Source organism: Mesobacillus thioparans (assembly GCF_965138835.1).
Taxonomy (GTDB): Bacteria; Bacillota; Bacilli; order Bacillales; family Cytobacillaceae; genus Mesobacillus; species Mesobacillus thioparans.
In genome coordinates this window covers 46699-67431 of sequence record NZ_CBCSFH010000003.1, presented here as the reverse complement: position 1 = coordinate 67431, position 20733 = coordinate 46699, and the positions used below count along the sequence as shown (strand labels likewise).

The following is a 20733-nucleotide window of genomic DNA, read 5'->3' as shown; positions in this document are numbered from 1 at the left end:
AAAAGTCTGGAATTTCCCGGTTAAAAGACCGCGGGATTCCAGATTTTTTTGTGTTTTACCCAATTTTTCTGGAATAAAACCCAAAATCCTACATTTTCCTGCAAATTTTTAATGTTTCTTGCCGATATATTTCTTATAATAGAGAGTAGTGAAAAAATTCCTGTGCTCAGGATTTTTCCAATAAAGGGTGATAAGCATGTTCAAAGGTTTTTACACAGTCGCTTCCGGGATGCTTGCTCAACAGCGGAGAACCGAGATGCTGACGAATAATATGTCGAATGCCAATACGCCAGGTTATAAGGCGGACCAGGCGGGAATGAGGGCGTTTCCGGAGATGCTGCTGCAGCGTTTTGATAAGCAGCAAATTCCTACGGAAAATGGCTTGAATCTGCCGTTTAACAAGGAGATTGGCACAATCAATACAGGTGTTTACATGCAGGAAGCGATCCCAAAGTTCATCCAGGGTGATTTGCGCGAAACTGGAAGGAAGACGGATGTAGCGCTGCTTGATATTAATATGCCCGACAATGGATCGGTATTTTTCACGGTGCGCAATGGCGACGGAACAGTCCGTTATACAAGGAACGGAAATTTCACGGTTGATGCTCAGGGATATTTAACGACCGGGAGCGGCCATTATGTGCTGAATTCAGCAGGAGAGAGAGTCCAGCTATCAAGCGACCGATTCACTATTAATGAAGGTGGAGTTCTTGCCGGTGAAAACGGTGAGACGGAAACGCTTGGAGTAGCTTATGCGAACAATCCGCTCAGAATGGTAAAAGAAGGGGATGGCCTGTTCCGCACGGAAGACGGAGCACCACTGCCGACTGCTTTTGGTGCAAATGGCGTCCAGTTCAGGACGCAGCAGGGTTTTCTCGAGCAATCCAATGTCGACGTCAGCAAGACGATGACCGACATGATGACGGCATATCGCGCTTTTGAAGCAAACCAGAAAATCCTTCAGGCTTATGATAAGAGTATGGAGAAGGCTGCGACCGAAATCGGAAGGCTGTAACTTGTTTATTGGAAAACTATTCCGTGCCTATTAGGCACGCATCGAGGTATAAAATATGAACAGAACAATGATCACCGCGACAAATACATTATCCCAGCTGCAAAAGCAGATGGATCTGATCAGCCATAATCTTGCGAATGTGGATACTGCTGGTTATAAGCGCCGTGATGCGTCTTTCACTGATCTGCTGGTCCAGGAATACAGGAACCAGCCGAATAATACGCTTGAGCCTCAGAACCGGATGACGCCTTTTAACATCCGCCAGGGTACCGGCGCAAGGCTTGGACAGGTTCAACTGGTTTTAGCCCAGGGAAGCCTGAAATCAACTGGCCGTAATCTTGACACGGCATTCACGGCTGAAGGCCAATTTTACAGGGTGATGGTCCGGAATGAGGACGGCAGCTCGGCAATGCGCTTGACTCGCAATGGTGCACTGTATCTGACACCGCTGTCTGATAATGAATCCATGCTTGTCAATAGTGACGGGCATGCGATTCTGGATGAAAACAGCCAGCCAATCACTATTTCTGGCAATGTGAAAAATTTCTCCATCAATGAAACAGGGAGTTTTTCAGCGGAAATGTACGATGGGACGAGCCAGAATGTCAATCTTGGTGTAGTATTGGTAGAGAAGCCGCAGTTTTTGGAGCAAAAAGGCGACAATCTGCTTGGCTTGCCGGATAATCTTGCAGAACTTGGAGTGGATGAGACAGACATCCTGACCGCTCTCAATGGTCAGCAGCGAAACAGAATCTCGATCCAGCAAGGTGTCCTGGAGCAATCAAATGTGGACATGAGTAAAGAAATGACGGATCTAATCAATGTGCAGCGGAGCTACCAGTTCCACTCAAAATCGATTACACTGGCCGATCAAATGCTTGGCCTGGTGAACGGAATCCGTTAAGAGGGGAAGAACGAATCAATGGCTTTGAACAAGAATAATCAAGAAGCATTAACGCGTGAAGAAGTGAAAAAAGAAAAGAAGACACGCGAAAAAAGGAAAAGAATCCGGGTTCGCCTTATTCCGATCTGGCTTCGGATTATTATTGTAATCCTCCTGTTAGCTTCCAGCATCGTGCTTGGCGCCATGTTCGGCTACGCAATCATGGGCAACGGCAAAGCGAAGGATGTATTTGAGAAGTCTACCTGGACTCATATAGTGGATCTGGTCAATAAAGAATAAATTTTCGGAAGGAAGGGAGATTTCCCTTCCTTTTTAATTGCGTTTTTTAGTACAATGGTTAGTAAGTATTAGTAGGAGGTACTAAAATATGCTTGATATTACCCAAATCAAAGAAATCATCCCGCACCGCTACCCTTTTTTACTTATAGATAAAATCATTGAAGTCGAAGATGGCAAAAGGGCGGTTGGCATCAAGAACGTGACAGCAAATGAAGAATTCTTCAACGGTCACTTTCCTGATTACCCAGTTATGCCAGGCGTGCTGATTGTTGAAGCACTGGCACAGGTTGGAGCCGTTGCTATGCTGAAGCTAGAAGAAAACCGTGGCAAGATCGGCTTTTTCGCCGGAATCGACAACTGCCGGTTTAAAAGACAGGTAAAACCAGGGGACCAGCTTCGCCTCGAGGTAGAAATGATCAAATTGCGCGGACCGATCGGCAAAGGGAAAGCAGTCGCGACGGTTGATGGCGAGCTGGCTTGTGAAGCAGAGATTACGTTTGCGATAAAATAGTGTTTTTGCATTGGGACCCGATTTTGGATCGGGTTCTTTTTTATTTAATAGCGTTTTGCCTGAGGACTCGATTATGGTATTATCGGGTTCTTATTTTACATAATTAGTAAAAAGTAGTGATTATAGTTCATTTTGGAGTGATTAATGAAGAAAGTGAAGTGATTAATGAAGAAAGTGTAGTGATTAACGTTGATTATGTAGTGATTAATAAAGGAAATGTAGTGATTGACACCTTTTTGGTTCTTTTTTAACAGTTTCAGCTTTATTTTTGAATATAAAGTGTTGCCTTTAATAAGTCCAAGACCTGTTCCTGTTTTTTTAACAAATTAATGCAAGTTTTTTTCATAGGTGGGCAATCTAACAGCAGACCCGTGCAACAGGTCTCAAAAATACCTACTCATGAAAGGGGCTTTTACCTATGAAGAAAAAGCTATTTATGTTAATCGGTGGCTCTTTGCTGTCGGCTATGTTCCTTGCTGGCTGCGCGAATAATGACAATCAAAATCCGCCACCGGATGATAACATCGAAAATCCAACGGACAATGACATGAACGATAATAACGGAAATGTCGATGATGATGGCATGATCGATAATAACGATGAGAATGTTCCTGACACTCCGGATGTCAACACGGATGACGATGGCGATATGATGCGTGACAACAATGAGCCGGGTGAAGATGCTGTTGAAGACAACATCGACATGAATGACAAGGATAGAGAAGACGAATAAAAAAACGGGCAGGAATGGTTTCCTGCCCGTCATTTTATTCCCAATAATCCTTAAAATCATATTCAAAAGCATCAGAATCAAATTCATCATCTTTGTCAGTAAAACTTGACTCGGGAGTAACCAATACACTTATAAATACCATTAATCGTTCAATCACTAGGATTCCCCCTTAAAGATTGTTTACAAGCTATATTACCCACATTCTTAATGTAACAATCATTTGTTAAGGGAGACCCATTGAAATGTAAAGTTTGTATTAAAATGAATCAAAAAAGAGCCCAAGTGGACTCTATTATACTTTTTTCGGCTGCAAAATCTTCGGCCTTGTAATGATTTTGTCCTTGAATTCAGAGAGCAGTTCGTCGCCTTTGTAGCCTTTATCTAGCAGGTACTCGAGCAGCTTTTCCGGATAATCGCTCTTCGGTTTTGTCAGCTTTCCTGTTAAAAGGATACTGGCATTGTTCTGAAGCTTCTTGATACAGCAGACTTTTGTCAGGAATGCTGCCGGGTCGTTCTCTCGTTTGGTGATGACGACTTGAACGATGACTTCTTTGTCGTTGTCGCATGCGTCCTGGAAATACGGTATATATTTATGGTTGGTAAAAACCTCGACGAGCCAGGTGCCTTTGTCATCCTCTTTGTTGATAATCAGGCCGTCTTCCATTTCGATATCCACTAAAGCATCTTCATCAGCCAGCTGCATTGAAATCAACTTGAAAGTCTTCATGTCAACCACCTCCCGTAATACTTGTCCAAATTATAACACAGAGGAACCCGAAAACGAAAAAAACACCGTTTGTCGAAAGAAAAATTTCTGAATAGGCAAAATTCATTTTTGGCTGGAGCGGTCTAGCTGAAAACTGATTTATGGAGTATTAAATTATGCCATTACAGCTATTTTTTCAGAGAAAAAGACTATTTTCGACATTTTACTCCTGCCTTAAAAAGGAATATCATCAGGCTATAACAGTGAAAGGAGATGAAAAGGTGATCAATCAAGTAACGCTAGTTGGCAGGCTGACGCGGGATCCGGATTTGAGGTATACACCCGATGGCAAGGCGGTTTCAAATATCACGCTCGCAGTCAACCGCCATTATAAGAATGCCAGCGGCGAAATCGAGGCCGACTTCGTCCATTGCATCCTCTGGGGCAAGACGGCTGAAAACACGAGCAACTACTGTAAAAAAGGCGCTGTCCTTGGAGTGACTGGCCGAATCCAGACACGGCACTATGATAATCAGGAAGGGAAGCGTGTCTATGTGACCGAGGTCGTTGCCGAGGGAGTCAGGTTTTTAAGTTCGAAACCAGCTACCCAGTCCCAGCAAACGTCCCAGCCGCCGCAGCCAGTCCCACCTGTGCCGCAAAGAGAGGAGCTTCCATTTGTATAGCGAAACCGATTCAATCGAAAAGCTGCTGGTTAGCCTGATTAAAATGGTCGGTAAAAACAATGAGAAGATCGACGAACTCACCAAGCGTGTCCGCCAGCTAGAAATTGCCTCCAAAGAACAACAGGTTAATCGCGTCTACTCCTTCATAGCCGAGCCTCCGCGACCAAATTCCAGCAGAAAAGAATACGCACGATCATAACGAAGAAATAAATACACATTAGGATTTCCTCGGTACCACCTCACAAAGGATCTTCAAGAGAGAAATTCAATAACCGTATCTCCAATATACCCTCGAATTTTGATGCCGGCTGCGATTGCCGGTTTTTTCTTTTTTAAAGGATTTCTTAAAAATTACCTCCATCCCACCAACGAGATTAGTATATTTCTGGAACTATTAGTAAATGAAAAATTGCAAATATCCATCTATCGGGGTATATTCCTATATTTGAAAATACAATATAATGGAAATAATAGACGAATTTATATTGAGAGGAAAGTGGTTGTGAAAAAGTTCATCACTGGGTTAGGGTTTCTTTTTGTTTTATGTTGTTTTGGAATGCAGCAGGTTGCGGCAGAGACAGTTCCTGGCAATATCACCACAGACACCGTCTGGACAAAGGCGGGTTCTCCTTACAAGGTGGGGATGATCTCCATTTATCCCGACGCAACACTAACGGTCGAGCCAGGAGTTGAAATCATTGGTGCTGGAGGTGTCTCCTGGATTGATGTAAGAGGTAAAATCATTGCGCAGGGGACAGCAGACGAAAAAATTTACATAAAGGATGTCCAGATTAAAGGTTTTGATTTTCCGACTAGTTCCATTCGAGTTGAGCACGCAAAACTTGGCAGGACGTACCCGGGTTTCCTGATTACTTCCTTGTACCGCGAAGTGATTCTTAGGAACAATGAGTTTACAAAGGGGGACATCTCAATCGGATCCCCTAAAACAGATATTCAGATTGAAAACAACCTTTTTCAGGATGGTGCCTGGCTTAACCTAAATAATGGTACGGGAAAAATCCTCGTACAAAGGAATACCTTTTTTAATAAAGAAGACTATTACCCTTCAATAAGGATGAGCTGCAATGATCCTGATTGTAAAACTTCTAATATCGAAATCACAGAGAATAACTTTTTTGGTTTCCCGAGCTTTTTTGTCGAGGTTGAAAAGGGAAGGGAACTTACATACAACGGGGCGAATAATTACTGGAGCACCACTGACCCTTCTCAGTTAAAGCGAAGAATTCTTGACGGTGCACGGGAGGACCGCCTTTCTTCGGCGATTCTGGACTATAGCCCAATTGCCTATAAACCTATCGAAAACGGGTTGCCTTTGGGAGACCTTGAAGCGCCGGCAGTCAATAAATTAGGCGATAAAGAGACTGTCATCACAGGGTTGACCGATGCGGATTCCAGCGTATCAGTATGGAAGGATGGAGTACTCATCGGTGATGGAGTGTCGTCGGCAGAGGGAGACTACTCTGTGAATATTCCTGAGCAGCCAGGCGGAACCATGCTCAAGTTGACAGCAATAGATGGCAATGGCAGGACTAGTAAGGAAGCAACTGTTACAGTGAGTGATACGACTGCGCCGGCAGCGCCGCAGGTCAACAAGGTGAATGACCAGGCGACAAAGGTCGAAGGCATCTCAGAGGCTGGCATTACTGTCGTGATCAAAGTGAACGGAGACGAAAAACAGATAACTGCAGACACTGCAGGTCATTTTTCTATGGAAATCACTCCGCAACAAGCAGGAACGGTGATTGAGGTCCAGGTCATCGATGCGGCGGGCAACAAAAGTGCAAGCACTACAGTGACTGTCGTGGATGAACAGCCGCCAGCAAAAGCGGTGATTACTTCAGGTGAGGTGACAGACCAGTCTTCCTACCTGCAGGGAACCGCAGAACCGAGATCATTGGTAAAATTGCTGCAGGGTGATCAGGTTCTTCAATCCGCTTATGCAGACAGCTACGGGAATTTCACCATCATCTTCAATGAGCCATTCAAAGGCGATACCGTCATGAAGATTGTACTGGAAGACTCTGCAGGGAATATCAGCGAACCAGCAGTCTTGACAGTAAAAGACGTGACTCCGCCTTATGTTGATATCAATAGATGGGAACACGTCAATGAGAAATCGACTGAAATCAAGGGTTTTGGAGAAGCGGGCGTATTGGTAGAGATTATGAAAAACGGTCTGGTCATTGGCTCTGGCATCGTTAAAGCTGATGGCACATTTGCGATTTCTATTCCCGTCCAAGCGGGCGGTACCGAGTTAAATATCATAGCGACAGATAAAGCAGGAAATGCGAGCAACGTAACAGTGACGGTCATTGATCTTCCCGATCCGGATCTACTTCCACTAACAGTCGAGCCGATCAACACCCTCAGCACGGTGTTAAAAGGGAAAACAGCTCCGAATGTCTACGTGAACATTGAAATTGCAGGGGTCCTTCATGTTGTCCAGGCAAATGCCAACGGTCTGTTTGAGTTAAAAATAAATCCACTAAAAGAAGGCACGAAAGTATCGTTTTTAGCCAACAACGACGAAGCGCATTATAGTGAGGAAGTGGTGCTCACAGTCACCTGGAAAGCACCAAGCGGGTGGTATACAGACCAATCAGGAAACCAGTATTATTATGACCCCGTAACGGGCTTGCCGGTAAAAGGCTTCTTCCAGTCAGGAAGCAAAAAGTACTATTTTCAATCCAATGGCATCATGCATAAAGGCTGGCTGACGTTAAGCGGGAAGAAGTACTANTTNGACGGCTATGGNGTCATGCAAACAGGCTGGGAAACAATCAGCAAAAAGAAGTATTATTTCAATTCCAGCGGAGTGATGACAAAAGGNTGGCTGACGTTAAGCGGGAAGAAGTACTACTTTGACAGCTCTGGAGTCATGCANACAGGCTGGGAAACAATCAGCAAAAAGAANTATTACTTCAGTAAAAGCGGAGTAATGACAAAAGGTTGGCTGACCCTAAGCGGAAAGAAGTACTACTTTGACAGTAAGGGAGTCATGCAGACAGGCTGGAAAAAGATTAGCGGGAAATGGCATTATTTCAATAGTAAAGGCGTCAAAATAAAGTAAACCAGAAGCACGGGATTGCATTCTCGTGCTTCTCATATTTGGATAAAAGCCTATCTGCCTGCGAGGCAGAAAGGAATAAGGATAGACATACTCTTGTTTCATTTTAATGGGGGAGTACCTTATGAAAAGCTTCAAGTCATGGGGAGCGATCGTAATAATAGCATCGCTGATTGCTAGCGGACTTTGGTGGACAATAACAGAGATGAAAGACCGAAGAGACCCGCTGAATCAGGCTGACGCATTTGTTTACACTGACAACGGCATGCTTTATTGGTTTGAACTGACAAGCCGTAAAGGCAAAGTGGAAGGCAATCTTCACCAGGAAAAGCTGATGGATGGGTATGGGGACTCACCTTATATTGAAGAGAAAACCTTTCCGCTGACTGGAGAATCAACTGATAAGGGTTATGAGTTCAATGTAAACGTAGATGGAAAAACAATTTCGTATACTGCTTTCTTCTCCGGTCCACACCTTTCCGTTCAAAATCAGCAGGAAACAGAAAGTCATTTATACAATCCTGTCAGTGACGAAGAACTTGTTGAATATGTCGATGCGCTGCTAAACTATCATGCTGAAGAAAAAGAAAATGACCGAATAAAAAGGTTTTTCACTGATCTCCGTCAGGTATACGGATATCTTCATACCTCAGAGGATGGCACATACCAGTTGTTCATCAAAATCGATGAAGCCTTGCTGGAAGGCGAGCTGACAGGGTCCCTTCTTATGGTTAATGATACAGGGAATGAAAATCACCCATACGAAGAAGAGATAGCGGTTATTAACGGAATAACAGATGGTACTATGGTGGTAGTATACACCACAGTAGATGAAAAAAAGGCCAAATTGACAGGCCGTTTTTATGAAGGTGCTAATCGTTTCGAACTTTCCTCCTGGAAAACTGATGACAAACTTAAGTTTTATGCTGTAACGGAAGAAGAGTTTAAAAAGAGTCATGACGAGTTTAAAAAGAAGGTCCTCAATCGATAAAAATGCTCAGAGTTTTTTTGCCCTGAGCATTTTTTATATACCGACAATTATTGTTGTTCACATTCAGGAATGCTGAATTTAGATTTACGTGTGGTACCCTGCGCTTCCTTAGTTTTGCTAATTGAAAGGAGCAAAGAGTATGATCTCTTGCTTCCCTAATCAGTATTCACAATTGATAGATATTCCTTCCACTCAGTCTCCATTTCAGTAACTGTTTTTCCGTATATCTTCTTGAAATCCGATGGGATGTCTGAGCTGTCGTAAATCTTAAAATAGAGTAAAGAACCATATTGGTCAATTAGATAGCTGGAAAAACTCCCAACCTTCATCCAAGTTGCTTCAGCCACTTCGACGTCTTCCTCTGTATAGGGAGTGGAGCCCCACCCGTAATAAATTTGGTCCACGAAGGTGGTGCCGTTGAACAACTCTTCAATGCTTGCAACTTCTACATCTGCATAGTCAGTATACATTTCGTGAAGAAATTCCGGGCCATCAATGAGATAGGCAGAAAGCCCAGTAGCCGTGAAGCGGCCTCTGTAAGCGGACTGCTCAAATAGGTTTGAGGTTAGATTGGAATAAAAAAATTGTTCCTCGGCTTCTAGCTCAGGATCAAAAGAGAGGCCAGACAAATAGTCGTAACCATCTTTTGTGGTGACATTCAATGTCAGTACATCAACAACGGGCATGTCGCCATTTGCAAATTCCAGGATTTCAATGATTTCCCGCTCAAGTTCCATTTGAAGCCCTTTCAGCTTCTCCGTTTCAAGATCGTCACTGTTCAACAAGCGGACATGGACACCTTTTACATTAAATTCAAGGCTTGTAGGTATCTCCGCTTTTTCTTTCCAAGCGAAAGATGTGAGCGTTATGTCCGACCTAAGATAAAAATAAAATAAAGCTCCTGTTAGTACAAGAAGTGACAATATTATTTTTCTCAATTTTAGTATTCCCCCGGAACTTAATTGGTTAAATCTATCCAATATAAATATAACATGGGGAAAAGTAACAAAATTAAAATAATATTCGACAAAAAATATGGGGACGTATCCTTGTTCTTAAGGAACGTCCCCTTCTTAATTTATGACAAAAACACCAACTCATGCAATTCATCGGTCGACAGCTCTGTAATCCAGCTGTCGCTCTGGATGATCTGATCGTTTAATGACTGCTTCTTCTCAAGCATCGCATCGATTTTCTCCTCAAGCGTGCCGGTGCTGATCAGCTTGTGCACATGCACGAAGCGGCTCTGGCCGATGCGGTAGGCGCGGTCGGTTGCCTGGTTTTCGACGGCCGGGTTCCACCAGCGGTCATAATGGACAACATGGTTCGCTGCGGTCAGGTTGAGTCCGGTGCCACCGGCCTTCAGGGACAGCAGGAACACTGGGAACTCGCGGTTCTGGAATTTCGTGATCAGCTCATCACGCTTCGTCTTCGGCAGGCTGCCGTTCAGGAATGGTACATCAATGCCGAATTTCTTTTTCAGCGCAGTCTGGATCATCTCGCCCATGCCGATATACTGGGTAAAAATGATGCAGCTTTCCTCCTGTTCGAGGACGGCGCTCACGAGATCGATCATCTTCTCCATCTTCGCGGAACGATCGATCAGCTGCTTTGGATTTTCTTCCTTCAAGTACAAAGCAGGGTGGTTACAAAGTTGCTTTAGCCTGCTCAACAGCTGCAGGATGAGGCCCTTGCGCTCGAAGCTGGACAATGTTTCGATCTGCGCGAACGTGTCCTTCACAAGCTGTTCATATAAGGATGCCTGCTCTGCAGTCAGCGGGCAGTATTCCTTCTGCTCCACTTTATCTGGCAGGTTCAGCGCAACGTCTTCATCCTTCTTCGTCCGTCTCAGCAGGAACGGCTTGATCAATGACTGCAGCTTGGTGATTTTTTCTTTTTTATCTTCCTTTTCAATCGGCAAAATGAACTCTTTCTGGAATTGCCCCGCACTGCCAAGGTAGCTCCGGTTCGTGAAGTCGAAGATCGACCACAGCTCTGACAACCGGTTTTCCATTGGCGTCCCGGTCAAGGCGATATGATGCTTGCCCTTCAGCTTTCGTACTGCACGCGACTGCTTCGTATCGGCGTTCTTGATATTCTGCGCCTCGTCAATCGCGATGCTGCTCCATTCCACGCTCTCGAGATCTTCAAAATCAAGATGCGTTAATCCATAAGAAGTCAGCACAATATCCGATGCCATTGCTTCTTCGTTAAAAAGAGTGCCCTTCAGGCGGTTAGGTCCGTAATGAAGATGGACGCGCAAATCCGGGGCGAATCGCTCGATTTCTTTTTGCCAGTTGCCAAGCACGGAAGTAGGGCAGATGATCAATGACGGATGGTCGTCGTTTTCCTGTTCTTTTACCGAGAGGATATAAGAAATCAGCTGGATCGTCTTCCCGAGGCCCATATCATCGGCAAGCAGAGCGCCGAATCCATATTTCCTCAGGAACAGCAGCCAGTTCATGCCGAGCTTCTGGTACGGGCGCAGCTCACCGTGCAAACCAGCCGGAACCGGTGTATCCGGGATTTCCTTCGTTTCCGACAACTGCTTCATCATCTGTTTCCAGTGGCGGTTCAGCTCAATCTGGATTTTCGCGAACGCCCGCGGATCATCGAGTGCTTCACCATCTTCTTCCTCATCGGACAGCTCCTGCTGCAGCAGGTCGCGGATGTGCAAGCCTTCTTTATCTGCCTTTTTCATCATTTCCTGGATCTGGCGGATGAAGCCATGGTCAAGCTTGATCCAGCGGCCCTTCAGGTAGACGAGCCGGCGCTTTTCATTCACCAGGCGCTGGAAGTCATCCTCGCTCAGGTCCACTCCATTCATCGAGAAACGCCAGTCATAGTCGAGCATCGCGTTCAGGCCGACAAACGAACGGCGGTAGCCTGTCTGGCCCTTCAATCTCGCCTTCACCTTCAGGTTCGCGTTCTTGATCGCTTCCCACCATGAAGGGAGGAGGATTTCGATGCCGAGCGCAATCAGCGTCTCGCTCGCCTCGGTTAAAAACATCCAGGCTTCATCCTCGGAAAGGGTCGACTTCAAACGGCCATCTTCCTCAATCCATGGGAAAATCGCAGCCAGTCTTTTTTCTTCATCCTCAATCTTATCGCTATAAGAATCCCAGCCAGCAGGATAGCTTTCATAATCACGGGCTTCAATCAGCATTGGCTCTTCTTTTCCGCGCAAAAATAATCCCAGTTTCCAATCACCAAGATCATCAACCGGTTCCTCCAGACGCATCCCGATTGAAAACGGCGCCGGATTTTCCTTGAGGCCAATCCACTCAAGCCAGCGATCCTCATCAAAATACGCTGCCAGCTGCGAGGCTGAAAGCTGCTTGTTCCGCAGCACATCGAGCTTATCGCCAAGCAGGTATTTCATCGTCTCATTTTCATGGAAGTACGACTCTAAACCATGATGGAACAGCTCCGCCACGAAATCACGCACGAGAAGCTTCTCGTCACCGATCGTCAGCTCTTCCTCCCAGAACGGTTCATGGAACTCATCAAGCACGCTCTCCGGAAGCTTCCAGCGGAAATCCTCGCCATCAAGCTGGGTGAAATCAGGATGCCATTCCTTCGCAAGGATCGCATCATAAATCGCGTGGGCAGTGGACAGGCAGATATCGCCAACATCATCCCATTCCCACTCAACAAGCCGGTTGAAGCTCTCCTCGCCGAACAAGGTCACAAGCTGCCACGCGCTAAGGGCCACACCCTCGGTCACGCCCCACTTGTCAGAATCCAGCATCGTCCCGTAATAACTCTCCTTATGACGGAAAAACAGCAGCTTCTTCCATTCAGCGGTCTTAAGCTCAAAGCCATCAAAATCCTCGGCACTCAAAAAATAACGCCCGCCCGCAACCGGCAACACATCTATATGAATCTGCTTGATCTCAAGCATCAAAAACACCTCCGAGACATGGGGACGGTTCTTCTGTCTCTTTCGTTTTGCTGACTAAACAAGAGTTGTCCCCCGTTTCCATCACTCAACCTCAATCAACTTGCTCCGTGTCAATTCTTCATGGAAAGCCCGCAGTCTCTTTGTCTTCACGAGCAGCTTCGCGAAAAATTCTTCCCACTCGGGCATGCGCTTCAGTTTTTTATACACTGTCCGCAGTTTTTTCAGCAATCGTGCAGCCTGCTTGTAGCTGCTGCGGTTTTTCATGTCGACCAAGTCCCCGACCATCTGGTGGTATAAGGGAATCAACACTTCAGGCGCCACCTTTTGTAATTCTTTAAGGCGCTCGTTCGATATCGAATTATATTCAAAGCCAAAGTACGATTGGAGCTCGCCCCATTGTTCGTATTGGCCTTTTTCAAACAAAGAATCTTCATATTCGTAAAAACTGTATGGCATCGCCTGTGCCAGCGCGCGGTCATACAGTTCGCCGCGTCCGATTTCGCGAGTGTATGCCCCGACAAGCTTCAGCGCATAGCGTGTGAATTTCTTGCAAGTATAATACTCGCCCAGATGCTTCAGGTAATTCCGCAGCTGCTGGACGAGGTAATCGATGAACGGTCCCATCCGGTTCCACTCGCGCTGCACGCGAAAGCCGTCCAGCCAATAAAACATATAAGGAATGGCGCTGACAGGAAGAGCAGTGAACCTTTTCAATGCGTCCCCGTCCTGCTTCGCTAAAATAAGCTGGTGGATCAAGGCAACTTCCTCGACCTGATCCCGCTTGCCCTCTCCAAATGCTTCAAGACGGGCCAGTTCAGCCTCACGCCACCCTGTATTTTTAAAAAGCTTTTCCCACAGCAGGCGGTATAAATCAATCCGGTCATAGCCGCCAGTAGCGTCAGGCTCTGTCAATCTGACAGCATCATCCTTCAAGCGCTCCAAAAAGGTATCAAACGAAAATGGCATCGTCCCGTAGGCGAGCCGCTCGATGTATTCCTCGGCGTCATGGAACAAATCCTCAAACAGCGGCCGGTAATACCGGTCCATCGTCGCTTCCTCATCATGGCCTTGATCAATGGCAAGGTCAGTCAGCAAATTGAAGGAATGCACCGACGCCGCAATCAGATAGAGGTTTTTCCAGACAGCCTCAAGCGGTGCGGAAACCTCTACGCGGCGGATATATGAGCGGAACAGACCGGGCACAACATACGCCCGCGGTTCACCATGGCCCTTGATGATTTCCTCAAAGCTCTCACGGAAGGAAGAAGCCCAGCCATCGTAATCGTGTCCAGACCGAGAATCATTCTTCACCAGATCCTTCGCGCGCTGCAGCCCCCATTTTTCAGCATTCAGCTGTTCCTTTGCAGGCTTCCGCCAGGCCTCGACCCAGTCGGATACGCTTGCGACATCGCTGTAGGCCTGGAAAAACGCAGCCAGCCGGTGTCGGCAAAACGAGTCGGCAGGGCAGGTGCAGCTGCTCTCTTCAGGATCGGAAACATTTATGTACACACGCACCGGCGTTACGTCCTGGACCGTTGCCCAAATTGACTTCACCATGTATTTCAAGTGGTGGACCGTCCCCTGGCGGTAGAGCATCAGCCCTTTCTGCACAAGGCGCGCATCCTCCTCGACCTCTGATTTAAGGATAGTATTCAGTTTTGCGGCAGCTTCTTTAAAAATCGGTGCCTGGTTATCAGGTATGACAGCCACAGCGATTCCCCCGTTCACGCAGCATACTTCGTTCTTTTTCCAAATGTATCGCATAATTCGACAAGCTCATAAGACAAGCTTTGTTAAAATCAAAATAAGAAAAAAACATATTCTTCTATTATACCCAAAAAAGAGCCATTAGAGGAGTGGGGAAGTAAGATGAAACAAATTCTTGGGACTAATCGTCTAACTTTCACGGAGGCATTGGTTAATATTTCAATAATGGAAACCCTTCATATAAAATAGAAGGTAGACAAGCAACTACAATCTGGGGGCCTGGAGATGGAGAACAGAATAGAAGTATTCCGCGGACTTTTTAACTATAACTACTATACATATAAGCTAAGAGATACAGAACGGTTTCCTGGAGTCTGGAAAAAAACAATCCTGTTCATTTTGCTAAGCGGATTGATTTTCGGGGTTAGTGCCTATTTAGGAGTCGATTCAGAATACTTATCAAAAAAGCTGACTTCCATCACTAGGGCAGAATATGAAATGAATAAATCCCTGTTCCTTGCGGGGCAGATCATCCAGGGGCTGTTTTTCGGCGCCATCCTGCTTTTCCTGCCAGCACTGTTTTTCTGGACGGTGACAGACCTGGAGTTCAAGAGACTCCTTACCATCCAGCTGTTCGTCATGCCAATCTTGCTCATGGAAAAGTTATTGATCGTGCCGATGGCAATATATCTAGGTCTGACAAAAATATCTTCGCCGTTTTCATTAGGTGTCATCGCGCAATACATAACAGGTAATGATTTCTTGATCCATTTTCTTGCCTACATATCGATTTTCAAGATTTGGGCTATTTTCATAGAATACAAGTATTTAAAAGCAATGACAGACAGGAATCCGAAGATCACTCTTCTGTTCGTGATCGCCATTCATCTTGTCATCTGGCTTTTTGCAGCACTTATTTCATTCGTTCGAATGGAGAATATCCTTTAAGGGAGGGGAACAACCATGAAAAAGCAGAATGCCATCCTGCTGTCCGCCGGAATTCTATTTGTATCAGGCAATCTCTACCTGGCCCTCAAGGATGACGGTAAGGCGGTTCGCTCCTCCTATATCAATAGCTGGGGAAAAATCGGGAAGGAGACGCTGACAGAAACGCTCCATGCAGAGGGCGTAGTCACTCCGGATGAAGAGCATCATGTTTACTATGATCCCAATTCCAGTGAGTTCAAAAGCTTCCTTGTAAAAGAAGGCGACGAGGTGGATGAAGGAACTCCGCTTTTTGAATATTCCTCCGATAACATCGACAAGGAACTCGCCAGGCTCGAGGCTGAGAAAAGCCAGCTGGAAACAGAGGCGACATTGCTTGAGGAGCAAATCAAGCAGCTTTCCTATCTGCAGACCGTTTCGGCCTCCACCACTGACAACAGTCTGCCTGTTGCCGGCAACGGAACGGCATCCGATTCGTCAAACGATCTGATGTCGGTATCAATCGAGAAAGAAATCTACGATAAAGAATTGGAAAAAAGCCGTGTGGAAGCAGAAATCGACAAGTACGATGATCAGATCGATTCCTACGACGGCAGTGACGAGCTTGAAATCAGCAGCGAAGTCGCAGGTTCGGTAAAAAAAATTAATTATGAACTGAACAATCCAATCGTGACAATCATATCAGACACGCCAAAAGTTGAAGGGACTTTTTCCGAAAGAGATCTGAAAAATGTCCAGGAAGGCATGGAGGTATACGTTAAATCCGATATGTTTGGAGGCGCGATTGGCGGTACGCTCACCAAAATCGCTAAACATCCAGAATCCGACCCTTCTGTAAGAGAAGAAAGCCAATTCCCGTTTGAAATCGAACTTGAACTCGAAGATGAGGAAGTCGTCCACGGAACACATGTCGACGTCTCTGTCGTCACCAACCAGGTGGTCAATGCCGCGGTCGTTCCACAACAATCAATAGATAAAGGCAAGAAAAATAGTTATATCTATGTCCTGAACGAAACAGGAAAAGTCGAAAAACGCAAAATCAAAAAAGGGCTAGAAGTCGGCGAAAAGACTGAAGTGAAAAAAGGAGTCAAACCCGGTGAACTCTTCGTCCGTAAACCGGAAAACGTCCAAAAAGCAGACAGCCCATTTTTCAGTAAATTGAAACCAGGCTCACTGGCCAAAAAGACGTTCAAGGAAGAAGGCAAGCGGAGTCTGTTCAAACAGGTTATGGTCGGATTTTTTAAATAGGCTATGTTTTCACTAGATGTTGATTTCATAGAGCTTGAAAAATAAACGGAAGAATTCCGCTTAAATTGTGAACTACCCTTATTTTTATGAAATTAAGGGTAGTTTTTCCGTTTATTTAATTAAATTCGTTGGATTTTGTCTTATTTAGAGAATTTAACCGGAATATATCCGCTTATTTCTACTTCACAAGCGCCTCAAGATACAATAGCAGGAAATTTTCCGCTTATAAACTCTTATCCCTACACGAAAAGCAGCAATGAAGGATAATAGAGAATACATAGAGAAAGTTCACCTTAGCTTATTTATGGAAAACGGGTTTTTTTGTCGAACAAAAAACTGAAACGAGACAAGCTTCCATATCGACTAAGAGTGTGAATACTTTTCAGGTAGTGTGGGGGAATCGAGATGACAGGTGTTTCTAAGAGGTTTTTTATTGGCATGGCTATTTTTGCGGTCGCGGCCATTGTATATGCAGGTACGGTATTTTTAGGATCACATGAGAAAACAGAATTAAGAGCTGAAAGAACCGAAGCAGCAAATTAAAACGAAAACATGGAGCAGGAAAATTTCCTGCTCCATGTTTTATTGCTCTATGACTGTGGTAAATACAAAGGGACCTAGTAAAATCTTTTAAATCCTTCAAAATGTTTAGCATAGTATGTTTCACTCAAGCTGGAAATCATGACACCGCCTGAAGTGCCGGCGTGGATGAATTCGTTGTTCCCGAGATAGATTCCCATATGGGAGATGCCCTTCTTATAGGTATTTTCGAAGAATACAAGATCTCCGGGCTGCGGCTCGTTCACATAGAAAGAGCGGTTGTAATATCCTTCGGAAGAATAGCGGCCCATTTGCTTGCCTGCTTTATTGTAGGCGTAATAGATGAACCCGCTGCAGTCAAATCCATCTGGCGTGCTTCCTGCCCAGACATATGGAACGCCCATGTATTCCTTGGCGATAGAAATGATATCTGGCTCTGAAGTCTGTACTGGCTTTTGTGCAGTTGTGTCGGTTGTTACTTTATCTTTAGTTTCAGCCTGATTGCTGACCTTCAGCTTCTGGCCGACAAAGATCAGGTCAGAAGAAAGCTTGTTAAGCTCCTTCAGCTGCTTGACGGTCATATTATACTGCAAGGCAATCTTGCTTAATGTATCGCCGGACTTAATAATGTAATTTGATTGTGCGGTCTTTGCCGGTGTTTGTACAGGTGAAGCCGGTTTCGCCGGTTCCTTCTTTGCTGGAACGGTCTGTACTGCTTCTTTCACAGCTGTTCCGCCGGAAACTTTCAGCTTCTGGCCAGGATAGATGAGATGTCCATCGATTCCGTTCCAGCTCATCAGATCAGCCAGCTTAATTTTGTTACTGGCAGCAATCTTACTAAGAGTGTCACCGCTCTTTACGGTATACAGCTCAGCTTTTTTAACGGAAGCTAGCTTGACAGCAACTGGAGAAGAGGCTGTTGTTTTCTGGGCGAATGGAGGAACCGTCAGCGTCTGGTTTGCATAAATTAAATCTGAAGACAGTTTATTTGTCTTTTTTAATTCTGTAACACTAGTTTTATATGTAGAAGCAATGTGGGATAAGGTATCCCCTTTTTTAACAGTATATGTATCGGCAGAGGCAATTCCGGCAAAAGTGGAAGACAGAAGGGCAGCGGTCATTACGGAAACGGCTTGTTTCTTCATTTTTTTTGTCAGCACTCCAATTCTTGTATTATTTACTCATATTTTAGCACAGAAAAAGGTACAATTGGTACGATTTTCTGACAATTAATAGCAGGATGTTCCAGAATTAACAATTTGTTTATGGAAATCTATTTACAATTTTCTATTAATTTAATAGAATGATGTCATTGCAGACGGGTCGGGAGGATATAAAATGGATACTCAGGAAAAATCAGCAGAATGGAATCAGGAGCTCTTTTTCGATGTAATGAAAAGGACGTTTGAAAAAGGGACGAATAGCGAGGAAATGACGATCAAAAAGTTGATGGAAGACTTAATTTTCGATCTGAAGACAATTAATGAATAAACACTGGTCCATGAATATGATGGCGCCAGTATTTTTTTTGCCTTTTTATGTGGTATGCTGCCGTGTTCTTCGCAATAATATGGTATATAAGCAACGTTCTTATGAGGAGGAACCAGCAGATGAAAAAAATCAGGAAGGCCATCATCCCTGCAGCGGGGCTTGGCACCCGTTTCCTTCCCGCAACGAAGGCGATGCCGAAGGAAATGCTGCCGATTGTCGATAAGCCGACGATTCAATATATAGTGGAAGAAGCGATTGCGTCAGGCATAGAGGATATTATCATTGTGACAGGAAAAGGAAAGCGGGCGATTGAAGACCACTTTGATTATGCCCCGGAACTTGAGCGGAATCTTGAGGAAAAAGGGAAGCAGGATTTGCTGGATAAGGTGCGTTATTCGACCAATCTGGCTGATATCCACTATATTCGGCAAAAGGAGCCGAAGGGATTGGGCCATGCTGTCTGGTGTGCCCGTCATTTTATCGGGGATGAACCGTTTGCTGTGCTGCTTGGTGATGATATTGTCCAGAGTGAGACGCCATGCCTGAAGCAGCTGCTTGATCAGTACGAGGAGACGAGGTCTTCCGTGATAGGTGTCCAGAAAGTCCCAGCTGAGGAAACGCATCGATATGGCATCATCCGGCCCTCGAGTCAGGATGGCCGAAGATACCATGTCGAGGACCTGATTGAAAAACCGGAGCCGGGTACTGCACCATCCAATCTGGCAATCATGGGCAGATACATCCTTACACCGGAAATCTTCCTGTATCTTGACCAGATGGAAACGGGAGCAGGCGGAGAGATCCAATTGACAGACGCCATCCAGAAGCTGAATCAGATTCAGCGCGTCTTTGCCTATGATTTTGAAGGGAAACGGTACGATGTCGGCGAGAAGATCGGTTTTGTCAAAACAACCATTGAATTTGCGCTCCAGGATCCTGAGCTAAGGGGCGCTGTCCTCGATTTTATTGATCAAATCGTGCATAGGGAACGTTAAAAAATGGCGACTCAGCTTCGAGTCACCATTTTTTTATTTTGCAATGAAGTAATCAATCAGATAATCAGCCCAGAGCTTATGGCCTTCTTCATTCGGAAAATTCGGGTCTCCTCCAGACAGGAGTTCAAGTCTTTCAACTTCTGTTTCTGGCCAGGCCTGCCAGTGGTCAAGATAGTCCAGTCCGTTCGTCTCGGCATACTCTTTAAGTGCCTCTACCTGCAGCGGGTAGAACCTTGCTTTTGACAGTGGGTTCGCCGGCTGGAGAATGACCACTGTGTCAGGTTTTGCTGACAGGATGGCGTCAATGATGACTGAATAATGTTCAACAGCCTGGTCATTGCCTACTTTGCCGTTATTCATCAGGATGAATGGCTCCAGCAAAACGAGATCAGCCTGTTCGGCAGCCAGTTCGTTTTGCGTTTCTGCATCGATGAATTCCCGGGAGGTCATCTCATAGCTTTTCGCGGTAACTTCTATAGCATCACCATATGTATTTTGCAGTTGATCTGTTAAAAGTTCAGCCCAGCCGGTTTCTGCATTCCCCATTGCTGGAGAGCCTGCCAGCAGGATTTTAAATGGACGTCCTTCTTCAAGTGCAGTCTCGAATATCGTCCTGGCCTTCTCTGGCCAATTTTTTGTATAGTCCGTCAGGTTGTCAGGATGTTCATCATCAGGTTTGTTTGCTTGATTCTCCTCTGTCGAAAAAGTATTTGTCGCGCTGCTTCTTACTTGGACCTTTTCCTTCCACTGTTGATTTCCGAGAAACAGGAGAGTGGCACAAGCTATGGAAAGAAATATAATTATGAAATTCTTCATAATGTCAAATATTCACCTCTCAATGATTATATGTAATTTATACCAATCGGGAAAAGATACAAAAAAATAAAGATAAATACAGTTAAAGGTGTTAAAATAGGTAAAGATTTCAAGTATGTTAAAATTATGACAAGAAACAACAGTTTTTACAAGGTGCTATGCTATAATACCTAAGGA

Annotated in this window: 21 protein-coding genes and 3 pseudogenes; 17 read left to right on the top strand and 7 right to left on the bottom strand. The window is 45.1% G+C overall.

Features of this window, described 5'->3' with window-relative positions; translation table 11 throughout:
* Positions 1 to 196: 196 nt before the first annotated feature.
* The 5 genes from ACNAZ4_RS07460 to ACNAZ4_RS07440 all read left to right on the top strand — a co-directional run bounded on the left by ACNAZ4_RS07460 (position 197) and on the right by ACNAZ4_RS07440 (position 3442).
* The gene (locus ACNAZ4_RS07460) at positions 197 to 1015 is read left to right on the top strand and encodes a flagellar hook-basal body protein (RefSeq protein ID WP_415813598.1); all 819 of its coding nucleotides are present in this window, start codon (positions 197 to 199) and stop codon (positions 1013 to 1015) included.
* Between the two features lie 55 nt (positions 1016 to 1070).
* Positions 1071 to 1919 carry a flagellar hook-basal body protein gene (locus ACNAZ4_RS07455; protein ID WP_415813597.1) on the top strand — a complete coding sequence of 283 codons (849 nt, stop codon included), beginning with the start codon at positions 1071 to 1073 and terminating at the stop codon, positions 1917 to 1919.
* 18 nt (positions 1920 to 1937) lie between these two features.
* On the top strand, positions 1938 to 2198 hold the full coding sequence (locus ACNAZ4_RS07450; protein ID WP_415813596.1) for a DNA-directed RNA polymerase subunit beta: 261 nt from the start codon (positions 1938 to 1940) through the stop codon (positions 2196 to 2198).
* An 88-nt stretch (positions 2199 to 2286) separates the two neighbouring features.
* Entirely contained in the window at positions 2287 to 2709 is a 423-nt protein-coding gene (fabZ, locus tag ACNAZ4_RS07445) for a 3-hydroxyacyl-ACP dehydratase FabZ (RefSeq protein ID WP_415813595.1), read from the top strand.
* A 418-nt stretch (positions 2710 to 3127) separates the two neighbouring features.
* Positions 3128 to 3442 carry a hypothetical protein gene (locus tag ACNAZ4_RS07440; RefSeq protein ID WP_415813594.1) on the top strand — a complete coding sequence of 105 codons (315 nt, stop codon included), beginning with the start codon at positions 3128 to 3130 and terminating at the stop codon, positions 3440 to 3442.
* 34 nt (positions 3443 to 3476) lie between these two features.
* On the opposite strand, the gene ACNAZ4_RS07435 is transcribed toward ACNAZ4_RS07440, so the two are convergent.
* On the bottom strand, positions 3477 to 3599 hold the full coding sequence (locus tag ACNAZ4_RS07435) for a hypothetical protein (protein WP_415813593.1): 123 nt from the start codon (positions 3597 to 3599) through the stop codon (positions 3477 to 3479).
* Between the two features lie 135 nt (positions 3600 to 3734).
* Entirely contained in the window at positions 3735 to 4169 is a 435-nt protein-coding gene (locus ACNAZ4_RS07430; protein ID WP_415813591.1) for a YwpF family protein, read from the bottom strand.
* 260 nt (positions 4170 to 4429) lie between these two features.
* Here ACNAZ4_RS07430 and ssb point away from each other — a divergent pair, with 260 nt between their 5' ends.
* From ssb to ACNAZ4_RS07395, 7 genes and pseudogenes are all read left to right on the top strand, one after another.
* Positions 4430 to 4831: a single-stranded DNA-binding protein gene (gene ssb, locus ACNAZ4_RS07425; protein ID WP_415813590.1), complete on the top strand. Its 402-nt coding sequence runs from the start codon at positions 4430 to 4432 to the stop codon at positions 4829 to 4831.
* Positions 4824 to 5030, top strand: a complete 207-nt coding sequence (locus ACNAZ4_RS07420; RefSeq protein WP_415813589.1) for a hypothetical protein — start codon at positions 4824 to 4826, stop codon at positions 5028 to 5030. The genes ssb and ACNAZ4_RS07420 overlap by 8 nt, the downstream gene beginning before the upstream one ends.
* Before the next feature lie 102 nt (positions 5031 to 5132).
* A pseudogene (locus ACNAZ4_RS07415) lies at positions 5133 to 7591 on the top strand (Ig-like domain-containing protein); the annotation flags it as partial.
* Positions 7592 to 7610: 19 nt separating this feature from the next.
* Positions 7611 to 7681 (top strand): annotated as a pseudogene (locus ACNAZ4_RS07410) (YHYH domain-containing protein); the annotation flags it as partial.
* Between the two features lies 1 nt (position 7682).
* Positions 7683 to 7735, top strand: a pseudogene (locus ACNAZ4_RS07405) (hypothetical protein); the annotation flags it as partial.
* A gap of 31 nt (positions 7736 to 7766) precedes the next feature.
* On the top strand, positions 7767 to 7922 hold a 156-nt coding region (locus tag ACNAZ4_RS07400; protein ID WP_415813824.1), incomplete at its 5' end, for a choline-binding protein A.
* Positions 7923 to 8043: 121 nt separating this feature from the next.
* Positions 8044 to 8910, top strand: coding sequence for a hypothetical protein (locus tag ACNAZ4_RS07395; protein WP_415813587.1), 867 nt, complete (start codon positions 8044 to 8046; stop codon positions 8908 to 8910).
* Between the two features lie 155 nt (positions 8911 to 9065).
* Here ACNAZ4_RS07395 and ACNAZ4_RS07390 read toward each other — a convergent pair whose 3' ends face one another.
* From ACNAZ4_RS07390 to ACNAZ4_RS07380, 3 genes are all read right to left on the bottom strand, one after another.
* Positions 9066 to 9848, bottom strand: coding sequence for a hypothetical protein (locus ACNAZ4_RS07390; RefSeq protein WP_415813586.1), 783 nt, complete (start codon positions 9846 to 9848; stop codon positions 9066 to 9068).
* A 140-nt stretch (positions 9849 to 9988) separates the two neighbouring features.
* Positions 9989 to 12814, bottom strand: a complete 2826-nt coding sequence (locus ACNAZ4_RS07385) for a DEAD/DEAH box helicase (protein ID WP_415813585.1) — start codon at positions 12812 to 12814, stop codon at positions 9989 to 9991.
* An 81-nt stretch (positions 12815 to 12895) separates the two neighbouring features.
* The gene (locus ACNAZ4_RS07380) at positions 12896 to 14578 is read right to left on the bottom strand and encodes an SWIM zinc finger family protein (RefSeq protein WP_415813584.1); all 1683 of its coding nucleotides are present in this window, start codon (positions 14576 to 14578) and stop codon (positions 12896 to 12898) included.
* A gap of 228 nt (positions 14579 to 14806) precedes the next feature.
* On the opposite strand from ACNAZ4_RS07380, the gene ACNAZ4_RS07375 reads away from it, so the two are divergent.
* The 3 genes from ACNAZ4_RS07375 to ACNAZ4_RS07365 all read left to right on the top strand — a co-directional run bounded on the left by ACNAZ4_RS07375 (position 14807) and on the right by ACNAZ4_RS07365 (position 17257).
* A complete protein-coding gene (locus ACNAZ4_RS07375) occupies positions 14807 to 15469 on the top strand; it encodes a hypothetical protein (RefSeq protein WP_415813583.1) in 663 nt (220 codons plus the stop codon).
* 15 nt (positions 15470 to 15484) lie between these two features.
* Complete coding sequence (locus ACNAZ4_RS07370; RefSeq protein WP_415813582.1) at positions 15485 to 16714, top strand: efflux RND transporter periplasmic adaptor subunit; 1230 nt, start codon at positions 15485 to 15487, stop codon at positions 16712 to 16714.
* A gap of 405 nt (positions 16715 to 17119) precedes the next feature.
* Positions 17120 to 17257 carry a hypothetical protein gene (locus ACNAZ4_RS07365; RefSeq protein ID WP_415813581.1) on the top strand — a complete coding sequence of 46 codons (138 nt, stop codon included), beginning with the start codon at positions 17120 to 17122 and terminating at the stop codon, positions 17255 to 17257.
* A gap of 74 nt (positions 17258 to 17331) precedes the next feature.
* Here ACNAZ4_RS07365 and ACNAZ4_RS07360 read toward each other — a convergent pair whose 3' ends face one another.
* Positions 17332 to 18399, bottom strand: coding sequence for a C40 family peptidase (locus ACNAZ4_RS07360; RefSeq protein ID WP_415813580.1), 1068 nt, complete (start codon positions 18397 to 18399; stop codon positions 17332 to 17334).
* A 193-nt stretch (positions 18400 to 18592) separates the two neighbouring features.
* On the opposite strand from ACNAZ4_RS07360, the gene ACNAZ4_RS07355 reads away from it, so the two are divergent.
* Together ACNAZ4_RS07355 and galU are read left to right on the top strand one after the other, a co-directional pair.
* Positions 18593 to 18745 carry a hypothetical protein gene (locus tag ACNAZ4_RS07355; protein WP_415813579.1) on the top strand — a complete coding sequence of 51 codons (153 nt, stop codon included), beginning with the start codon at positions 18593 to 18595 and terminating at the stop codon, positions 18743 to 18745.
* Positions 18746 to 18864: 119 nt separating this feature from the next.
* Positions 18865 to 19740: a UTP--glucose-1-phosphate uridylyltransferase GalU gene (galU, locus tag ACNAZ4_RS07350; RefSeq protein WP_415813578.1), complete on the top strand. Its 876-nt coding sequence runs from the start codon at positions 18865 to 18867 to the stop codon at positions 19738 to 19740.
* Between the two features lie 33 nt (positions 19741 to 19773).
* Here the strand turns inward: galU and ACNAZ4_RS07345 are convergent, their stop codons facing one another.
* Positions 19774 to 20556, bottom strand: coding sequence for an SGNH/GDSL hydrolase family protein (locus tag ACNAZ4_RS07345; protein WP_415813577.1), 783 nt, complete (start codon positions 20554 to 20556; stop codon positions 19774 to 19776).
* Between the last annotated feature and the right edge of the window lie 177 nt (positions 20557 to 20733).

Coding starts and splice junctions, on each gene's coding strand:
- ACNAZ4_RS07460 (WP_415813598.1), top strand. CDS start 197: ATGTTCAAAGGTTTTTACACAGTCGCTTCCGGGATGCTTGCTCAACAG.
- ACNAZ4_RS07455 (WP_415813597.1), top strand. CDS start 1,071: ATGAACAGAACAATGATCACCGCGACAAATACATTATCCCAGCTGCAA.
- ACNAZ4_RS07450 (WP_415813596.1), top strand. CDS start 1,938: ATGGCTTTGAACAAGAATAATCAAGAAGCATTAACGCGTGAAGAAGTG.
- fabZ (WP_415813595.1), top strand. CDS start 2,287: ATGCTTGATATTACCCAAATCAAAGAAATCATCCCGCACCGCTACCCT.
- ACNAZ4_RS07440 (WP_415813594.1), top strand. CDS start 3,128: ATGAAGAAAAAGCTATTTATGTTAATCGGTGGCTCTTTGCTGTCGGCT.
- ACNAZ4_RS07430 (WP_415813591.1), bottom strand. CDS start 4,169: ATGAAGACTTTCAAGTTGATTTCAATGCAGCTGGCTGATGAAGATGCT.
- ACNAZ4_RS07395 (WP_415813587.1), top strand. CDS start 8,044: ATGAAAAGCTTCAAGTCATGGGGAGCGATCGTAATAATAGCATCGCTG.
- ACNAZ4_RS07385 (WP_415813585.1), bottom strand. CDS start 12,814: ATGCTTGAGATCAAGCAGATTCATATAGATGTGTTGCCGGTTGCGGGC.
- ACNAZ4_RS07380 (WP_415813584.1), bottom strand. CDS start 14,578: ATGCGATACATTTGGAAAAAGAACGAAGTATGCTGCGTGAACGGGGGA.
- ACNAZ4_RS07375 (WP_415813583.1), top strand. CDS start 14,807: ATGGAGAACAGAATAGAAGTATTCCGCGGACTTTTTAACTATAACTAC.
- ACNAZ4_RS07370 (WP_415813582.1), top strand. CDS start 15,485: ATGAAAAAGCAGAATGCCATCCTGCTGTCCGCCGGAATTCTATTTGTA.
- ACNAZ4_RS07365 (WP_415813581.1), top strand. CDS start 17,120: ATGACAGGTGTTTCTAAGAGGTTTTTTATTGGCATGGCTATTTTTGCG.
- ACNAZ4_RS07360 (WP_415813580.1), bottom strand. CDS start 18,399: ATGAAGAAACAAGCCGTTTCCGTAATGACCGCTGCCCTTCTGTCTTCC.
- ACNAZ4_RS07355 (WP_415813579.1), top strand. CDS start 18,593: ATGGATACTCAGGAAAAATCAGCAGAATGGAATCAGGAGCTCTTTTTC.
- galU (WP_415813578.1), top strand. CDS start 18,865: ATGAAAAAAATCAGGAAGGCCATCATCCCTGCAGCGGGGCTTGGCACC.
- ACNAZ4_RS07345 (WP_415813577.1), bottom strand. CDS start 20,556: ATGAAGAATTTCATAATTATATTTCTTTCCATAGCTTGTGCCACTCTC.